The 14,079-nt window shown below is 71.7% G+C and carries 17 protein-coding genes; 11 read left to right on the top strand and 6 right to left on the bottom strand.

The features are described 5' to 3' along the window. Positions 1 to 115: 115 nt before the first annotated feature. Positions 116 to 538: a VOC family protein gene (locus ISU07_RS02210; protein ID WP_194705106.1), complete on the bottom strand. Its 423-nt coding sequence runs from the start codon at positions 536 to 538 to the stop codon at positions 116 to 118. Between the two features lie 54 nt (positions 539 to 592). On the opposite strand from ISU07_RS02210, the gene ISU07_RS02205 reads away from it, so the two are divergent. Continuing rightward, positions 593 to 994 (top strand): cupin domain-containing protein, encoded by a 402-nt coding sequence (locus ISU07_RS02205; protein ID WP_194705105.1) that lies wholly within the window; start codon positions 593 to 595, stop codon positions 992 to 994. Here ISU07_RS02205 and ISU07_RS02200 read toward each other — a convergent pair. The 3 genes from ISU07_RS02200 to ISU07_RS02190 all read right to left on the bottom strand — a co-directional run bounded on the left by ISU07_RS02200 (position 966) and on the right by ISU07_RS02190 (position 3,190). After that, entirely contained in the window at positions 966 to 2,270 is a 1,305-nt protein-coding gene (locus ISU07_RS02200) for an MFS transporter (RefSeq protein ID WP_323742374.1), read from the bottom strand. The genes ISU07_RS02205 and ISU07_RS02200 overlap by 29 nt on opposite strands. An 84-nt stretch (positions 2,271 to 2,354) precedes the next feature. Then, on the bottom strand, positions 2,355 to 2,846 hold the full coding sequence (locus tag ISU07_RS02195) for an SRPBCC family protein (RefSeq protein ID WP_194705103.1): 492 nt from the start codon (positions 2,844 to 2,846) through the stop codon (positions 2,355 to 2,357). A 2-nt stretch (positions 2,847 to 2,848) separates the two neighbouring features. Further along, positions 2,849 to 3,190: an ArsR/SmtB family transcription factor gene (locus ISU07_RS02190; protein WP_194705102.1), complete on the bottom strand. Its 342-nt coding sequence runs from the start codon at positions 3,188 to 3,190 to the stop codon at positions 2,849 to 2,851. Between the two features lie 157 nt (positions 3,191 to 3,347). Between ISU07_RS02190 and ISU07_RS02185 the strand changes: the two genes are divergently transcribed. The 3 genes from ISU07_RS02185 (at position 3,348) to ISU07_RS02175 (ending at position 4,780) form a co-directional block, all read left to right on the top strand. Continuing rightward, positions 3,348 to 4,028 carry a helix-turn-helix transcriptional regulator gene (locus tag ISU07_RS02185; RefSeq protein ID WP_228521085.1) on the top strand — a complete coding sequence of 227 codons (681 nt, stop codon included), beginning with the start codon at positions 3,348 to 3,350 and terminating at the stop codon, positions 4,026 to 4,028. 23 nt (positions 4,029 to 4,051) lie between these two features. Further along, positions 4,052 to 4,402, top strand: coding sequence for a hypothetical protein (locus ISU07_RS02180; protein ID WP_194705101.1), 351 nt, complete (start codon positions 4,052 to 4,054; stop codon positions 4,400 to 4,402). Positions 4,403 to 4,498: 96 nt separating this feature from the next. Then, entirely contained in the window at positions 4,499 to 4,780 is a 282-nt protein-coding gene (locus ISU07_RS02175) for a DUF1905 domain-containing protein (protein WP_194705100.1), read from the top strand. On the opposite strand, the gene ISU07_RS02170 is transcribed toward ISU07_RS02175, so the two are convergent. Then, complete coding sequence (locus ISU07_RS02170) at positions 4,777 to 7,110, bottom strand: LuxR C-terminal-related transcriptional regulator (RefSeq protein ID WP_194705099.1); 2,334 nt, start codon at positions 7,108 to 7,110, stop codon at positions 4,777 to 4,779. The genes ISU07_RS02175 and ISU07_RS02170 overlap by 4 nt on opposite strands. 95 nt (positions 7,111 to 7,205) lie before the next feature. Here ISU07_RS02170 and ISU07_RS02165 point away from each other — a divergent pair, with 95 nt between their 5' ends. Beyond that, on the top strand, positions 7,206 to 7,652 hold the full coding sequence (locus ISU07_RS02165) for a DUF6973 domain-containing protein (RefSeq protein ID WP_194705098.1): 447 nt from the start codon (positions 7,206 to 7,208) through the stop codon (positions 7,650 to 7,652). Here ISU07_RS02165 and ISU07_RS02160 read toward each other — a convergent pair. Continuing rightward, positions 7,619 to 8,734, bottom strand: coding sequence for a matrixin family metalloprotease (locus tag ISU07_RS02160; RefSeq protein ID WP_194705097.1), 1,116 nt, complete (start codon positions 8,732 to 8,734; stop codon positions 7,619 to 7,621). The two genes, ISU07_RS02165 and ISU07_RS02160, sit on opposite strands and share 34 nt — an antisense overlap. A gap of 184 nt (positions 8,735 to 8,918) precedes the next feature. On the opposite strand from ISU07_RS02160, the gene ISU07_RS02155 reads away from it, so the two are divergent. From ISU07_RS02155 to mctP, 6 genes are all read left to right on the top strand, one after another. After that, positions 8,919 to 9,272 carry a YciI family protein gene (locus ISU07_RS02155; RefSeq protein ID WP_194705096.1) on the top strand — a complete coding sequence of 118 codons (354 nt, stop codon included), beginning with the start codon at positions 8,919 to 8,921 and terminating at the stop codon, positions 9,270 to 9,272. Then, the gene (locus tag ISU07_RS02150) at positions 9,269 to 10,492 is read left to right on the top strand and encodes an RNA polymerase sigma factor (protein ID WP_194705095.1); all 1,224 of its coding nucleotides are present in this window, start codon (positions 9,269 to 9,271) and stop codon (positions 10,490 to 10,492) included. The genes ISU07_RS02155 and ISU07_RS02150 overlap by 4 nt, the downstream gene beginning before the upstream one ends. Before the next feature lie 142 nt (positions 10,493 to 10,634). Beyond that, positions 10,635 to 11,411, top strand: coding sequence for a PadR family transcriptional regulator (locus ISU07_RS02145; protein ID WP_194705094.1), 777 nt, complete (start codon positions 10,635 to 10,637; stop codon positions 11,409 to 11,411). Then, entirely contained in the window at positions 11,411 to 11,893 is a 483-nt protein-coding gene (locus ISU07_RS02140) for a DUF1707 SHOCT-like domain-containing protein (RefSeq protein ID WP_194705093.1), read from the top strand. The genes ISU07_RS02145 and ISU07_RS02140 overlap by 1 nt, the downstream gene beginning before the upstream one ends. 130 nt (positions 11,894 to 12,023) lie before the next feature. Then, on the top strand, positions 12,024 to 12,338 hold the full coding sequence (locus tag ISU07_RS02135; protein WP_228521084.1) for a DUF3311 domain-containing protein: 315 nt from the start codon (positions 12,024 to 12,026) through the stop codon (positions 12,336 to 12,338). Continuing rightward, entirely contained in the window at positions 12,335 to 13,984 is a 1,650-nt protein-coding gene (gene mctP, locus ISU07_RS02130) for a monocarboxylate uptake permease MctP (RefSeq protein ID WP_194705092.1), read from the top strand. Before ISU07_RS02135 ends, mctP begins: the two co-directional genes overlap by 4 nt. Positions 13,985 to 14,079: the final 95 nt, after the last annotated feature.

The following is a 14,079-nucleotide window of genomic DNA, read 5'->3' as shown; positions in this document are numbered from 1 at the left end:
TGAAGGGTGTTCTTGCCTGTGCCACGATCGAGACGAGGTGGATCCGACAGTCCAGGTCGGAGATTTCCTCGTACGCCGTGGCAGACCGGCCCAGGAGCCCTAACTCATCGCGGCCCTACTGCGCCGCAGCGATGTTCACCATCCAGTCGATGCCGAACCTGTCGGTGAGCATGCCGAACTCGTCGCCCCACATCTGCTTCTCCAGGGGCATGGTGACCTGGCCGCCGTCGGACAGCTTGTCGAAGTAGTCGCGGAGGTCGTCGTCGTCGTCGCCGCTGATGCTGATGGTGCCGTTCTTCACGTCGCCGCCGGTGTCCATGCCGGGCGGGATGTCGGAGGCCATCAGCGTGAAGCCGTTGGGGGCTTCCAGCTGGGCGTGCATCACCCCGTCGGCGGCCGCGCCGTGGGTGCCGCCCTCGCCGCCGTACTCGCCGAACGTGCTGACGTTCAGGTCGCCTCCGAAGACGCCCTGGTAGAAGGTCATCGCGTCCCGCGCGTTGTCGCGGAACTGCAGGTAGGGGTTCAGTTTCGAGGCCATGGCGCCAACGTAACCCCGCGCGCCGACACGCACGAGACGTAGCAAGATGGACGAATGGAGAACCCCCCGTTGTCCCGGGCCGCCGTTCCCGTCGTCCGCATCGGCGCCGACGAGCTCACCGCGTCCGACCCCACGCCCGGTATGAGCCGCAGCCTCGCCATGCACGAGGACGGCATGTGGACCGGCGTCGTCGACACCGAGGCCGGGTCGACCTCCGGGTGGCACCACCATGGCGAGCACGAGACGACGCTGTACGTCGTCAGCGGACGGATGCGGATCGAGTCCGGGCCGGGCGGCGCGACGGTGGTCGAGGGCGGCCCGGGGGACTTCCTGCGCGTGCCCGCGGGCGCGGTGCACCGCGAGTCGAACCCGGGCGGCGAGCCCGCCCGTGCCGTGATCGTGAGGTGCGGCACGGGCGAGCCCACCATCAACGTCGAGGCGCCGGCTCAGGACTGAGCTGCTCCGGTGCCTCGGCGGGGGCGGCGGTCAGCACGGCGAGGACCATCAGCCCGGCCACGACGTACCCACCGCCCTGCAGCGCGAGGATCGGGATGATGCCGACGCTCTCGCCGAGGAAGCCCGCACACGTCGCGCCGATCCCGAGCGAGAGCGACGAGACGCCGAACAGCAGCGCGAAGATCCGGCCCCGCTGGGCGTCGGTGCTGTGGTCCTGCATCAGCGTGGTGCGCGCCGCGACCACGACCGCGCCCGGGAACCCGACCAGCACCATGCCCATCACGGCCGGCCACGCGGCGACGTACAGGGTCGGGTACAGGAAGATCGCGAGGTCGACGAGCCCGAACAGCACCGAACCCCAGCCGAACAGCACCCGCGGGGTCCAGTGCCGCGCGGCCGCTGCGGCCACGAACCCGCCGAGGATCCCGCCGACCGCCTGCGAGGACGAGATGGTGCCGAGCGTCGCGGCGTTGCCCTCGAGCACGTCCTTGACGTACGGCGTGAAGAGGGTGCCCATGATCCCCTCGCCGACCGAGGTGATCAGCGTGAAGGCCAGCACCACCTTGAGCGCCCGCGACCGGGCGACCGTGCGGGCTCCGTCACGCCACTCCGTGACGATGGTGGCGAGCCGGCCGCTCACCTCGTGGTCCTCGACGGTCTCCTCGGCGACGGCGGCGCGGGTCGAGGTACGGATCAGGTGGACGAGCAGGGCTGCCAGCACGAACGTCGCCCCGTCGACGAGCACGACGGCGCCCAGGCCACCGGTGGCCGCGACCACGCCGCCGACCGAGCCGCCGACCAGTCGCGCGACCTGCGCGACCTGGCCGTTCAGGGCGTTGGCCGGGAGCCTGCCCTCCTCGGGCACCAGCAGCGGCAGCATCGCGGAGTCGGCCGTCGCGACGAACACCTCCACGACCGACGTGGCCGCCAGGACGGCGTACACGATCCAGATCCGCGACGAGTCGCCGACGAGGAGCAGCGGCAGCAGGCCGACCGCGAGCAGCAGGTTGCCGACCACCATGGTGCGGGCCCGCGACCAGCGGTCCACGAACACCCCTGCGAACAGCCCGACCACCACCTGCGGCACGAACGCCGCCAGCAGCGCCCCGGCCGACGCGAGCGTCGAGCCCGTCACGTCGTAGACCGTGTAGACGAGCCCGACCGACAGCACCCAGTCGCCGGTCATCGAGATCAACCCGGCCGCCAGCAGCAGGCGCAGGTCGCGGTGGCCGCGGACCAGCGCCCGGACGGTCGGGGTGGAAGCAGGTGCAGTCACTCGCGACACCATAGTGACATCACCAGGGTGCCGCAATGGTGTCGTGGATGACGACGTACGACGTCAGGCCAGCATGACCGTCCCTCAGATCGACCCGTCGGCGAGCAGGCCGTCGAGCTTGGCGTACCCGTCGTGGACGCCGACCTCCATGCCGGAGGCGAGCATCATGTCCCGGCCCTCGAAGCTGTCGCAGAGGGAGAGGGCCTCGAGGCGGGTCCGGCCGTCGCCGAGGTCGGTGAAGGTGATCGTCTCCAGCGCGACGCCGTCGGGGAAGCCGTCGTAGGTGAAGGTCTGCACGATCCGGTCGGTCCGCACCTCGTGGAAGCAGCCGTGGAAGCCGTACTCGCCGCGGTCGTCGCGCGTCACGTAGCGCCACTCGCCGCCGGTGCGGGCGTCCCACACCTGGATGTCGGTGTCCATGTCGTTCGGGCCGTTCCAGCGCAGGAACAGGTCGCGGTCGGTGTGCGCGCGGAACAGCTGCTCCGGCGTCGCCTCGAAGTCGCGGACGAACCGGATCCCCGGGATCGTCGCGTCGGCCTCGATGGTGGCGACGGTGACGCGCGCGTCGGTGCTCATGGTCATGACTCCTCCTCGGTTGCTGACTGCTTCATGTCCTCCAGCACGGCCTCGAGGCGCTGTGCGCGCTCCTCGGCCCGGCGCTGGTACTTCTCGATCCACTTCGTCATCAGGTCGAAGACCTCCGCCTCCAGGTGCACCGGCCGGCGCTGCGCGTCGCGGCCCTTGCTCACCAGGCCCGCTCGCTCGAGCACCTGCAGGTGCTTGGAGACCGCCTGGACGCTGACGTCGTACGGCGCCGCGAGCTCGCCGACGGTCGCGTCGCCGACCGCCAGCCGGGCGACGATGTCGCGCCGGGTCGGGTCCGCGAGGGCGGCGAAGACCTGGGAGAGCGGGTCCGGCATGGCGGCGACCTGTCTTTCTTCAACTGATCGGTTGACGAGGACCGTAGGTCGAGCGGGGGACGTTTGTCAACCAGGTGGTTGAGAATGCGGAGTGCGGCGCCCGTGTCGCATCCCTGCGGGTGTGAAGCATCACCCCGGCTGGGATATGTTTCCGGTCATGTCCGAGGCGCCGGTGGGGTCGCAGCCGGTGCGCGTGGCCCTGATGAACGACTACGAGGTGATCGTGGCCGGCCTCCAGTCCATGCTCGCGCCGTACGCCGACCGGGTGCGCGTGGTGGAGCTCGACAGCCTGCTCCCGGTGCACAGCGCGATCGACGTGCTGCTCTACGACGCCTTCGGACGCGAGCGCGTCACCGGCCCCGTCGAGCAGACCATCAAGGAGACCGACGCCAAGGTGGTCATCTACACCTGGCACCTCGAGTCCGAGCTCGTCGAGGAGGCGCTGGCCAAGGGCGCCGTTGCGTGCATCTCGAAGACCCTGGACGGGCTCGACCTGGTCGCCGCGATCGAGAAGGTGCACGCCGGCTCCGTCGTCGTCAGCGAGCTCTCCGGCTCCGCCGACGCCTCGGCCGCGGAACCCGTGATCCAGCAGGGGGACTGGCCCGGGCGCGGCCACGGCCTCAGCGCCCGCGAGTCCGAGGTGCTGGCGCTGATCGCGCAGGGGCTGTCCAACCAGGAGATCGCCGACCGCGCGTTCCTCAGCATCAACTCGGTCAAGACCTACATCCGCTCGGCCTACCGCAAGATCGGCGTCGAGCGACGCACGCAGGCCGTGCTGTGGGCGACCCGCAACGGGTTCGTGCCCACCCGCGCCCGGCACATCCTCGGCGACCCGTAGGCCGCTCGGGCAGGATGGCGGGCATGGCCACGTACTCGGTGAACAAGGCCGCCGTCGCGCACTGCCGCGAGCTGATCGAGAAGAAGCAGTACGTCCTCGACAGCGACTGGGGCGACGTGCAGCCCGGCGCGGACGACCAGAACGCCTACCTCGACAAGCACTCGTGGGACGAGTACGCCGCCTGGCACCTCGGCCTCACCGAGGGCGCCCACGACGAGACCAAGGCCCGCTACGCGTTCGTGTACGGCGACCTGCGCCGCGTCCACCGCACCGCCCTGATCGCCTGCGTCTACCGGGCGAGCGAGTGGCGGCACAAGGAGGTCGAGCTCGCCGCCCACGACCTCCTCCAGCTGTTGGACGCCACCAGCGGCTAGACCTCGACGCCCACCGCCTGCTCGCACCGCTTGAGGGTGCGGACGGAGACGGACAGCGATGCGATGAGTCCGGCCCCCCGAGGAGGTCCACACGCCATGGCAACCCAGAAGAAGCACCTCGTCGAGTTCGACGAGACCCTGCGCACGAGCCCGGCCAGCGGCGGTTGGACGTACGTCGTGTGGCCCGGGTCGGTGGAGTTCTTCGGCACCCGCGGCCTGGTGAAGGTGCGCGGCACCGTGGACGGCCACGCCTTCGAGTCGTCGTTCATGGCGCTGGGCGACGGCACCCACAAGCTCCCCGTGAAGGCCGCCGTCCGCCGGGCGATCGGCAAGGGCGAGGGCGACTCCGTGCACGTGGTCGTCGAGGAACGCCTCTAGCGGGTGACCCCGTGCTCGACGGCCCAGGCCGTCGCTCCCGTGCGCCCGCGGACCCCGAGCTTGCGGTAGATCGCCACCGAGTGGTGCATGACGGTCTTCGCCGACATCCCGAGGATCTCCGCGATCTCCCGGTTGGTCCGGCCCGACGCCAGCTCCGCCAGGACCTCGAGCTCACGGGGGGTGAGGTCGGTCGGCGCATCCGCGCGTCCGGTGGGCGAGGCCGGCCGGTGCCCGGCCAGCCGACGGGCGAGGTCCTGGGCCCACGGGTTGACCTTGGCCATCCCCTGGGCGGCCACCTCGCCCGCGAGCGCGGCACGCCGGTCCTGCGGCACCGTGTCGTCCAGCCGGGCGGTGTCGCGCTGGTAGTCCACCATCGCGGGGGGACCGATGCAGTACGGCACGAAGAGCTCCAGCGGTCGCGTGCACTCGCGCAGCCGGGCCGCGTCCTCCTCCTCGCCCAGGGCCAGTGCCACCGAGAGCAGCAGGGCCACCCCGCCGAGGGTGGCCATCGGCTCGGTCCGCTGCCGGTTCGCGCCGATCATCAGCAGCCGCCAGATCCAGCGCGCGGCCGCGGGGTCCTCGCCGCGAGCATGAGCCTGGTGCGCCAGCGCACCGAGCACCGTCATCGCGGTGAACGGCTGCTCCAGCCGGATGCAGTCCTCGAGCAGCTCCTCGAGCGTCGGCAGCGGCGGGTCCAGGACCGGTCGCAGCTCCTCCGGCAGCGTCAGCAGGAGCTGGGCACCCGCCGTGGTGGAGACGGGGTCGCCGTGCTCGCGACCGCGCACGACGGCCGACGTGGCCAGCCGTACGGCACCCTCCGCGTCGCCGGCGGTCCGAGCGGCCATGCTGACCCAGCACTCGAAGCGGGAGAGGGCGCGCTGGTCGTCGAGCCGGCGCGCGAGCTCCAGGCCCTCGTGGGCCGCGGCGACCGCCGACGCCAGGTCGAGCGTGATCCGCAGGGACCGCACGGTCCGGTCGAGCACGGCCAGCAGCGCCGGCCCGTCACCTGACTCGCGAGCCAGCCCGGCCGCCTCGGCCAGTCGCCGGGCCGTCCACAGCCCGACCCGCTGCATGTCACCGGACTCGCCGCCGGTGAACGTCGACGTGGACCACATCAGGGCCTGCGCCCGGAGCCGGTCGGGCACCGGCTGGTCGCGGGCCAGCAGGTCGCCGATGCGCTCCTCGAGCGATGCCTTCGCGCCGGGCACCTCCTGGACGTCCGGCGCGAGGGCCACCGCGGCGGCCAGGACGTCGTCGAGCCGGCCGGTGTCCAGCGCGTGGTCCAGTGCCGCCGCGATGTCCGGCCACTCGCGGCGGACGATGTCCGCGCCCGCGCGGCCGCGGTTGCCGTAGTAGAGCGCGTGCCGGTCGCGCACGCCGTCGGCGAGGTCGCCGGAGACGAGGAGGTGCCGGGCGAACCGGCGGACGGGGCCGGGCAGCACGAAGCGCGCCTCGCCCTCGCGGCCGGGCGAGGGCTCGACGAGGTGGGCGTCGACGAGCTCCAGCACGTCATCGGCCGGGTCCCCCGAGGTCGGGCCACGGTCGACGACCGCAGCGACCGCGTCGAGCTGGAAGGGGCCGACGAAGACGGAGAGCTGCACGAGCGTCTGCTGCGCAGCCTTCGTCAGCAGCTCGAACGTCCAGCCGAGCGCGGCGTCGATCCCGTCGTGGCCGGCGAGGGCATGGGCGACGACCGACGGACCCAGCGTGCGGACCCGGGCCGCCGCCAGGACGATCGAGCCGGGCAGGCCGCCGGCCTCCCGGCAGATGCGTGCGGCGTCGGCGCGCACCGCCGGGTCGTCGAGGTCGATCCAGGCGTGTTCGGCGAACACGAGCAACGCCGGATGGTCACGCGGAGCGTCGTCGCCGGGCAGCGACAGGGCGGCCACGCGGACGACGCGCTCGTCCGGCGCGTGGAGGGGACGCAGCGCGGTGCACAGCACCGTCGCTCCGGGGTAGCCGGCACGCAGCCCGGTCACGAGCTCGACGAGACCCTCGACCCGGTCGACGTCCTCGAGCACCACGACCACCGGCGCCCCGTCGTACGCCTCCCACAGGGCCTCGGGGAGCGACGTGCTCAGGTTGTCGCCGGGCAGCTCGGCCAGCACGGCGTCCGCGGCGCCCATGGAGTCCTCCACGGCACGGAGCGGTACGACCACGCTGGCGACGCCGTCCGCCGCCAGCTCGGCAGCCGCCGCTGCCGCGAGCGCCGACCTGCCGACCCCGGGCAGGCCGGTGATCGCCACGAGGGCGCGGCTGTCCAGGGCTCGCCGTACCGCGTCCAGCTCAGCATCGCGGCCGACCAGCCCGAGTCCTCCCGCCGACCCCACTCGCGGCACCCCCGGACCTCCCTGTCCGCCGACATCATCACAGGCCACCGCCCGCCGGGCCAGGGCGCGGCGGGCGGTGAGCGAGGATGTCGCGGGTGAACGTGCGGTGGGTCGCCCGGTGGGCGGTGCGTGCCGTGCCCGGTGTGTACGGCGCCGCGCGGTCGGCCGGGCTGGGGCGACGTGACGCGGCGCGGGTGGTCGAGGGGTCGGCGTACGCGTTCGTGCTGGCGCGGCGGCGCTACCCGCGACGCTGGCGGGCGGAGAACGCCGTGCGCCACTTCGTGTGGCAGGCGTGGATCACCGCGGCGTACGGGCGTGCGGTCGCCGAGGCGGTCGGGCTGGAGCACGAGCGGCTGTCGGGCGACGCGCGGGACAGCACGGTCGACCGGGAGAACAACCGGATCGGGCAGGCGTACGGCGAGGCGCACGCGACCGAGATACGTGCGGACGCGATGCGGCGCGCCCAGTCGGCACTGGCCGACGAGGCGGGCCGCTTGTGGACCGCTGGTCAGCTCCGGGGCGCGAGCGAGACCACCGGCTGAGGCTCCGGCACGAAGCTCGGCAGCTCGCGGCCGTGGCCGCCGCTCCGCCTGAGGCAGCCGGTCATCAGGCCGACGTGCCGCATGCCGTTGAGGTCGCCGGCCTGGTAGACGCCGTTGTTGACGTTCTGCGCCGACGGGTACATCTGCTGGTTGTTGTCGCCGGTGTGGCCGAGGCCGACCACGTGCCCGAGCTCGTGGGCGATGATCGAGCCGCGGGCGTTCGGGCCGACGAATCCGGCCGGCGCCGGGAACGTGTTGTCGAGCACCAGCCCGGACCGGGTGATCTGGTAGGCCCGCTTGCCCGTGGCCGTGCGTGCGTTGGCGGTGTAGATCTGGCCGCCGCGGCCGATCACGTTGCCGTAGAGGTTCCACTTGGTCTGCGAGGGCTTGGCCCAGGCGACGACCATGTTGGTGTTGCCGGGCCACCCGCGCTTGCTGCCGGGGATCGCGTGGGTCTTGCCGGCGTACACGAACCGGATGCCGGTGGCCTTGGAGAGCTGCTCGAACGCCGTTGTGACCTCGGCCTTCACGCCGACCGGGGCGTACTGGGTGTTCAGCCGCCAACGGACCGGCTGGCAGGGGTTGAACTGCACCTTGTAGCCGGGCGCGATCCGCGTCCAGGCGCCGGGGTTGCCGAGGGGGGCGTACTCCGGGTTCACGGTGAAGCCGTGGCCCTTGCTGGCGTTGCCGGCCGCACGCCGGGTGGGCTGCACGACGACCCGGAACTTCAGCTTCTTGTGGTACCAGCTCGTCTTCGCCTTGAGGTGGAAGCGGCCGTGCCCGTTGGTCTTGTCCTTGTCGACCTTCATCCAGCCCGAGGGCAGCTTCTGCTGGAGGACCACGACCCGCTTCTTGCGCTTCTTGCTCTTGATCGAGCCGTTGACGTACGCCGCGGTGCCGTAGACCGCCGGGGACGCCGGCCAGCGGATGGACTTGAACTTGGTGGCCACGCGGCGGGCGGCGAGCGGGCCGGCCGCCCCGTCATCTGCCTGGGCCGTGGGGATCGACGTCGTCCCGGCGACGAGGGCCAGGAACGTGATCACCGCCGCCAGCAGGGCGGGCGTCTTGCGGGTCGAGGGCACCATTCACTCTTCTCTCTTGAGGCTGTTTCACGTCAGGTGGGTTCAGGGGCGCCGTCCCCCTACCCCTCGGACGAGGAGGCGAAACCCCGGACGGGACGAGCTGTCGGATGCGGTGCCGGCCGTTCGTGGAGAGGATGAGCGGGCCACCCGGCCCGCCCGACGAGGACGACGAAGGAGACCGACCATGACCCAGTACATGATGTCCGTGCACACCGTCGAGGGAGAGGCGATGCCCACCGGCGACGACATGCAGCGCATGTACGACCAGGTCGACGTGTTCAACCAGAAGCTCGTGAACGAGGGGATCTGGGTGTTCGGTGGCGGGCTCGAGCCGATCGAGACGGCCACCACGGTCGACGCCACCGGCGGCGAGCCGATCATCACCGACGGCCCGTTCGCCGAGGCCAAGGAGTGGATCGGGGGGTTCTGGGTCATCGAGGCCCCCGACCTCGACGCCGCCCTCAAGCTGGCCGCCGAGGCGTCGGCCGCCTGTGAGGGCAAGGTCGAGGTACGGCCGTTCCAGCCCGAGCCGGCGTGACGGAGACCTCGCGGACCACGGAGGCCGAGGTCGAGCGGATCTTCCGCGAGGAGTACGGCCGGGTGGTCGCCTCGCTGATCCGTCGTTTCGGCGACATCGACCTCGCCGAGGACGCCGCCGCCGAGGCCCTGCTCGTCGCCGTCGAGCGGTGGCCGGTCGACGGCGTACCTCCCAACCCCGGCGGGTGGCTGACCACCACCGCCGCCCGACGGGGCATCGACAAGATCCGCCGCGAGTCCCATCGCGACGCCAAGCACCAGCAGGCCGCCATGATCGCCGACCCGACCCCGCACCAACCGACCGGAGCGGTCGAGGACGACCGGCTCCGCCTCATCTTCATCTGCTGCCACCCCGCGCTCGCTCCCGAGGCGCGCGTGGCCCTGACGCTGCGGCTGCTCGGCGGCCTGACGGTGCCCGAGATCGCCGCGGCGTTCCTGGTCACCGAGACCACCATGGGCCAGCGGATCACGCGGGCGAAGAAGAAGATCGCGGCCGCCAACATCCCCTACCGCGTTCCGGACGCGGAGGACCTGCCCGCCCGACTGTCCGGAGTGCTGGCGGTGCTCTACCTGGTCTTCAACGAGGGGTACCTCGCGACGTCCGGCTCCTCGGGGATGCGGACCGACCTGACCGCCGAGGCGATCCGGCTGTGCCGGGTGCTCCGCTCGTTGCTGCCGACCGAGCCCGAGGTCGCGGGTCTGCTGGCGCTGATGCTGCTGACCGATGCGCGGCGTACGGCCCGGTTCTCGGCGTCCGGGGAGCTGGTCCCGCTCACCGAGCAGGACCGGGCCACCTGGGACGCCGAGCAGATCACCGAGGGACTCGCCCTCGTCCGCGAGTGCCTCGCCGTCAACCGTCCCGGCGTCTACCAGATCCAGGCCGCCGTCAACGCCGTGCACACCACCGCCCGGACCTCCGCCGACACCGACTGGGCACAGATCGCGGCGCTGTACGCGCAGCTGCTCGCGATCTCCCCCTCGCCGGTCGTGGCCCTCAACCGCGCCGTCGCGATCAGCGAGCTCGACGGCCCGGCCGTGGGCCTGGCCGCCGTCGACCAGCTCGCCCTCGACACCTACCACCCCTGGCACGTCACCCGCGCCGAGCTGCTCCGCCGCCTCGACCGCCCCGCCGACGCCCGGGCGGCGTACGACGCCGCCCTGGCCCTCATCGACAACCCCGCCGAGGCGGCGTACCTGGTCCGCCGCCGCGACGAGCTCTGAGGGCGGTCGGTTTCCCCGGTCAGCCGGGGAATCCTGCGCGCGATTGTCCTTGAACTCCCCGACAGTCGCTCGTACGATCGCGATATATCGTGAACGGTCGGCGAGGGGTCGACCAGATCGCGACCCGAAACAAGGAGACATCATGGGAGACCACGACTTCGGCCGGCAGTGGAGCCGGCACGCAGAACAGCGCTGGGGGCAGCACCGCAGCGGCTGGGCCGGGGACTGGGGCAACGGCCCCGGGTCCGGGTGGGGCGGCGGCTGGGACGGCCCGCGCGGCCGGCGCGGCCGTCAGGGTCCTCCGCCGTGGATCGCCGAGCTCTTCGGCCTGGCCCAGGGCCAGCCGCAGCGCGGCCCGAAGGTACGCCGCGGCGACGTGCGCGCGGCGATCCTGGACATGCTCAAGGACGAGCCGCTGAACGGCTACCAGCTCATCTCGCAGATCGCCGAGCGCAGCGGCGGGCGCTGGAAGCCCAGCCCCGGCTCGGTGTACCCGACCATCCAGCAGCTCGAGGACGAGGGCCTGGTCGAGGCCGACGACGAGCGCGGCCGCCGTACCCTCCGCCTCACCGAGGACGGACGCCGCTACGTCGAGGAGCACGCCGACGAGCTGGCCGAGACCTGGGCGCCGTTCGGCGGCCCGACCGGTGAGCAGGGCCGGCAGCAGGGCCCGGGCACGGAGTACTCCTCGCTCAAGCCCGAGATCGGCCAGGTCATGGCCGCGGTGTGGCAGATCGTCACCACCGGCACCGACCGCCAGCGCCGCGAGGCCATCAACATCCTCGTCGAGGCACGCCGCCAGCTCTACGGCCTGCTTGCCGAGGGCGACGACCGGAGCCCGTACGACGACCCGTCGGCGGACCCGATGGTCGAGGGCGAGGAGGACGACTACCAGGGGATGGACGGAGGAGAGCGCTGATGCCCGAGATCAGGATCGGTGACGCCGACCGGACGGCCGCGGCCGAGGAGCTCGGCGAGCACTTCGCGCAGGGTCGGCTGACGGCCGACGAGCACCAGGAGCGACTGGACCGGGTGATGTCCGCGAGGACGGCCTCGGAGCTGACGCCCCTGTTCGCGGACCTGCCCGGCAGCCGCTACCGGGCCCAGCGCGCGTACGCCACGGCGGACCGCCCGGGAGTGGGGAGCGACCGCCCGCGTGGCGGACGCCCGTACCCGGGCCCGCCCTTCGGCCGCCCGCCGTTCGGTCGCCCGCTCGTCACGCGGGGACGTGGCTGGTTCGGGACCTTGCCCTTTCCCCTGAGGCTGCTGCTCGTCCTGATCGTCGCGGCCGTCGTCGTGACGCACCTGCCGTTGATCCTCATCGGCCTGGTCGTCTGGTTCGTGCTGGCGCGCCTCGGCCACGGTCGCCGCCACGACCGCTGGTCGAGGAGGGCCGCGTAGCGGCCCGTCACGAGACCCCGCACCCGGTCGGCGTACCTCTCGCGGGGTCTCGTGACGCGACGTCGTCGCTCCTCGACCTGTGGCGGAGGTGTGAGTAGCCTCACTCGGGCAACCGACTCGGAGGTTTCCCTTGAGTGACTCACGCCCGCCCGCTTCTCCGTCCAGGGGCCAAACACGGGGCCGATCACGGGGCCACACACGGGGCCTGTGGATCGCGATCGTCGTCATCCTGGTCCCGGCGATTGTCATCCCGCTGTGGGTCCCGCTGTACGACAAGGTCGACCCGCGGCTCAACGGCTGGCCGTTCTTCTTCTGGTTCCAGATGGCGATGATCCTGTTCGCCACGTCCTGCACGGTGGTCGCGTTCACGCTGTCGCGGATCGCCGACCGCAAGGACCGTGAGGCCCGCGGCGCGTCTGCCGGCCAGGGGCGGGTGGGCGAGTGAACGCCGTCGCGGTCAGCGTCTTCGTCTTCCTGTTCCTGCTCGTCACCGTGCTGGGCTTCGCCGCGGCCCGTTGGCGCAAGGCCAAGACCCTCGACAACCTCGACGAGTGGGGCCTGGGCGGCCGCGGGTTCGGGTCGTTCATCGCCTGGTTCCTGATCGGCGGCGACCTCTACACGGCGTACACGTTCGTGGCCGTGCCCGCGACCCTGTACGCCGGCAGCGCGGTCGGCTTCTTCGCGGTGCCGTACACGATCGTGGCGTACCCGATCATCTTCCTGTTCCTGCCGAAGCTCTGGTCGGTCTCGCACCGCCACGGGTACGTCACGCCGGCCGACTTCGTGAACGGCCGCTACGACAGCAAGCCTCTTGCGCTGGCGATCGCGGTCACCGGCATCCTCGCGACGATGCCCTACATCGCCCTGCAGCTGGTGGGCATCCAGGTCGTCCTCGACGTGATGGGGATGGGCCAGGACAGCGGCAGCTGGTTCGTCAAGGACATCCCGCTGTTCGTCGCGTTCGCGGTGCTCGCGGCCTACACCTACTCCAGCGGCCTCCGCGCCCCGGCGCTGATCGCGTTCGTCAAGGACATCCTGATCTACGTCGTGATCCTCGTCGCGGTGCTGTACCTGCCCTCGAAGCTCGGTGGCTGGGGCCACATCTTCGACGCCGCCCAGACGTCCTTCGACGGCTTCAACAAGGAGAACGCCGACGCGATCGCGGCCGGGCAGGTGCCGGGCAAGGCGATGATGCCGCCGCCGGTGGCGCAGTGGGCCTACGCCTCGCTGGCCCTCGGGTCGGCGCTGGCCCTCTTCATGTACCCCCACTCGGTCACCGCCGTGCTGTCCACCAAGAACCGCTCGGTGATCCGCCGCAACGCCGCGCTGCTCCCGGCGTACTCCTTCCTGCTCGGCCTCCTCGCCCTCCTCGGCTTCGTGGCCATCGCCGCCGGCGTCTCGGTCGGCGACCCGCCGAACCCCCAGCTGGCGATCCCGCAGCTGTTCGAGAACGAGTTCCCGTCCTGGTTCGCCGGCGTCGCGTTCGCGGCCATCGCCATCGGGGCGCTGGTGCCGGCGGCGATCATGTCGATCGCGGCGGCGAACCTCTGGACCCGCAACATCTACAAGGCGTTCATCAAGCGCGACGCGACCGACGCGCAGGAGGCCAAGCAGAGCAAGGTGGCGTCACTGGTGGTCAAGTTCGGTGCGCTGGTGTTCGTGCTGGCGTTCTCCAAGCAGTACGCCATCAACCTCCAGCTGCTCGGCGGGGTCTGGATCCTGCAGACGATGCCGGCGATCGTGGTCGGGCTCTACACGAGATGGTTCCACCGATGGGCGCTGCTCGCCGGCTGGGCGGTCGGCATGCTCTACGGCACGAAGCTCGCCTACGACGTGCCGCTGCCGGGCGACCCGACCTCGCACTTCGGCGGCCCGCTGACCCTCATCCCCGGCGCGGAGACCACGAAGATCTACATCGCCGCGCTGGCGTTGGTCGCCAACCTCGTCGTGGCCGTGGTGCTGTCGCTGGTGCTCCGCGCGATGAAGGTGCCCGAAGGTACGGACCAGACCAAGCCCGACGACTACTGGGCCGACCTCGGCGACGAGGACGTGGAGCCCGAGCTCGACCCGTACGCCGAGCCCCACCGCTGAGCCGCTGGTCGAGGAGGGACGAAGTCCCGTCACGAGACCCGGTGAGACGACCACGGACCTCTCGCCGGGTCTCGTGACAGGCGCTGGCGCGCCTT

Source organism: Nocardioides islandensis, assembly GCF_015352455.1.
In the GTDB taxonomy this organism is placed as follows: Bacteria; Actinomycetota; Actinomycetes; order Propionibacteriales; family Nocardioidaceae; genus Nocardioides; species Nocardioides islandensis.
This window is presented reverse-complemented; position numbering and strand designations above follow the sequence as displayed.

Bases quoted from the DNA above. Each gene is read 5' to 3' on its own strand.
- ISU07_RS02140 (WP_194705093.1), top strand. From the start codon at position 11,411: ATGCCCGAGATCAGGATCGGTGACGCCGACCGGACGGCCGCGGCCGAG.
- ISU07_RS02145 (WP_194705094.1), top strand. From the start codon at position 10,635: ATGGGAGACCACGACTTCGGCCGGCAGTGGAGCCGGCACGCAGAACAG.
- ISU07_RS02155 (WP_194705096.1), top strand. From the start codon at position 8,919: ATGACCCAGTACATGATGTCCGTGCACACCGTCGAGGGAGAGGCGATG.
- ISU07_RS02210 (WP_194705106.1), bottom strand. From the start codon at position 538: ATGGCCTCGAAACTGAACCCCTACCTGCAGTTCCGCGACAACGCGCGG.
- ISU07_RS02190 (WP_194705102.1), bottom strand. From the start codon at position 3,190: ATGCCGGACCCGCTCTCCCAGGTCTTCGCCGCCCTCGCGGACCCGACC.
- ISU07_RS02205 (WP_194705105.1), top strand. From the start codon at position 593: ATGGAGAACCCCCCGTTGTCCCGGGCCGCCGTTCCCGTCGTCCGCATC.
- ISU07_RS02180 (WP_194705101.1), top strand. From the start codon at position 4,052: ATGGCCACGTACTCGGTGAACAAGGCCGCCGTCGCGCACTGCCGCGAG.
- ISU07_RS02175 (WP_194705100.1), top strand. From the start codon at position 4,499: ATGGCAACCCAGAAGAAGCACCTCGTCGAGTTCGACGAGACCCTGCGC.
- ISU07_RS02195 (WP_194705103.1), bottom strand. From the start codon at position 2,846: ATGAGCACCGACGCGCGCGTCACCGTCGCCACCATCGAGGCCGACGCG.
- ISU07_RS02185 (WP_228521085.1), top strand. From the start codon at position 3,348: ATGTCCGAGGCGCCGGTGGGGTCGCAGCCGGTGCGCGTGGCCCTGATG.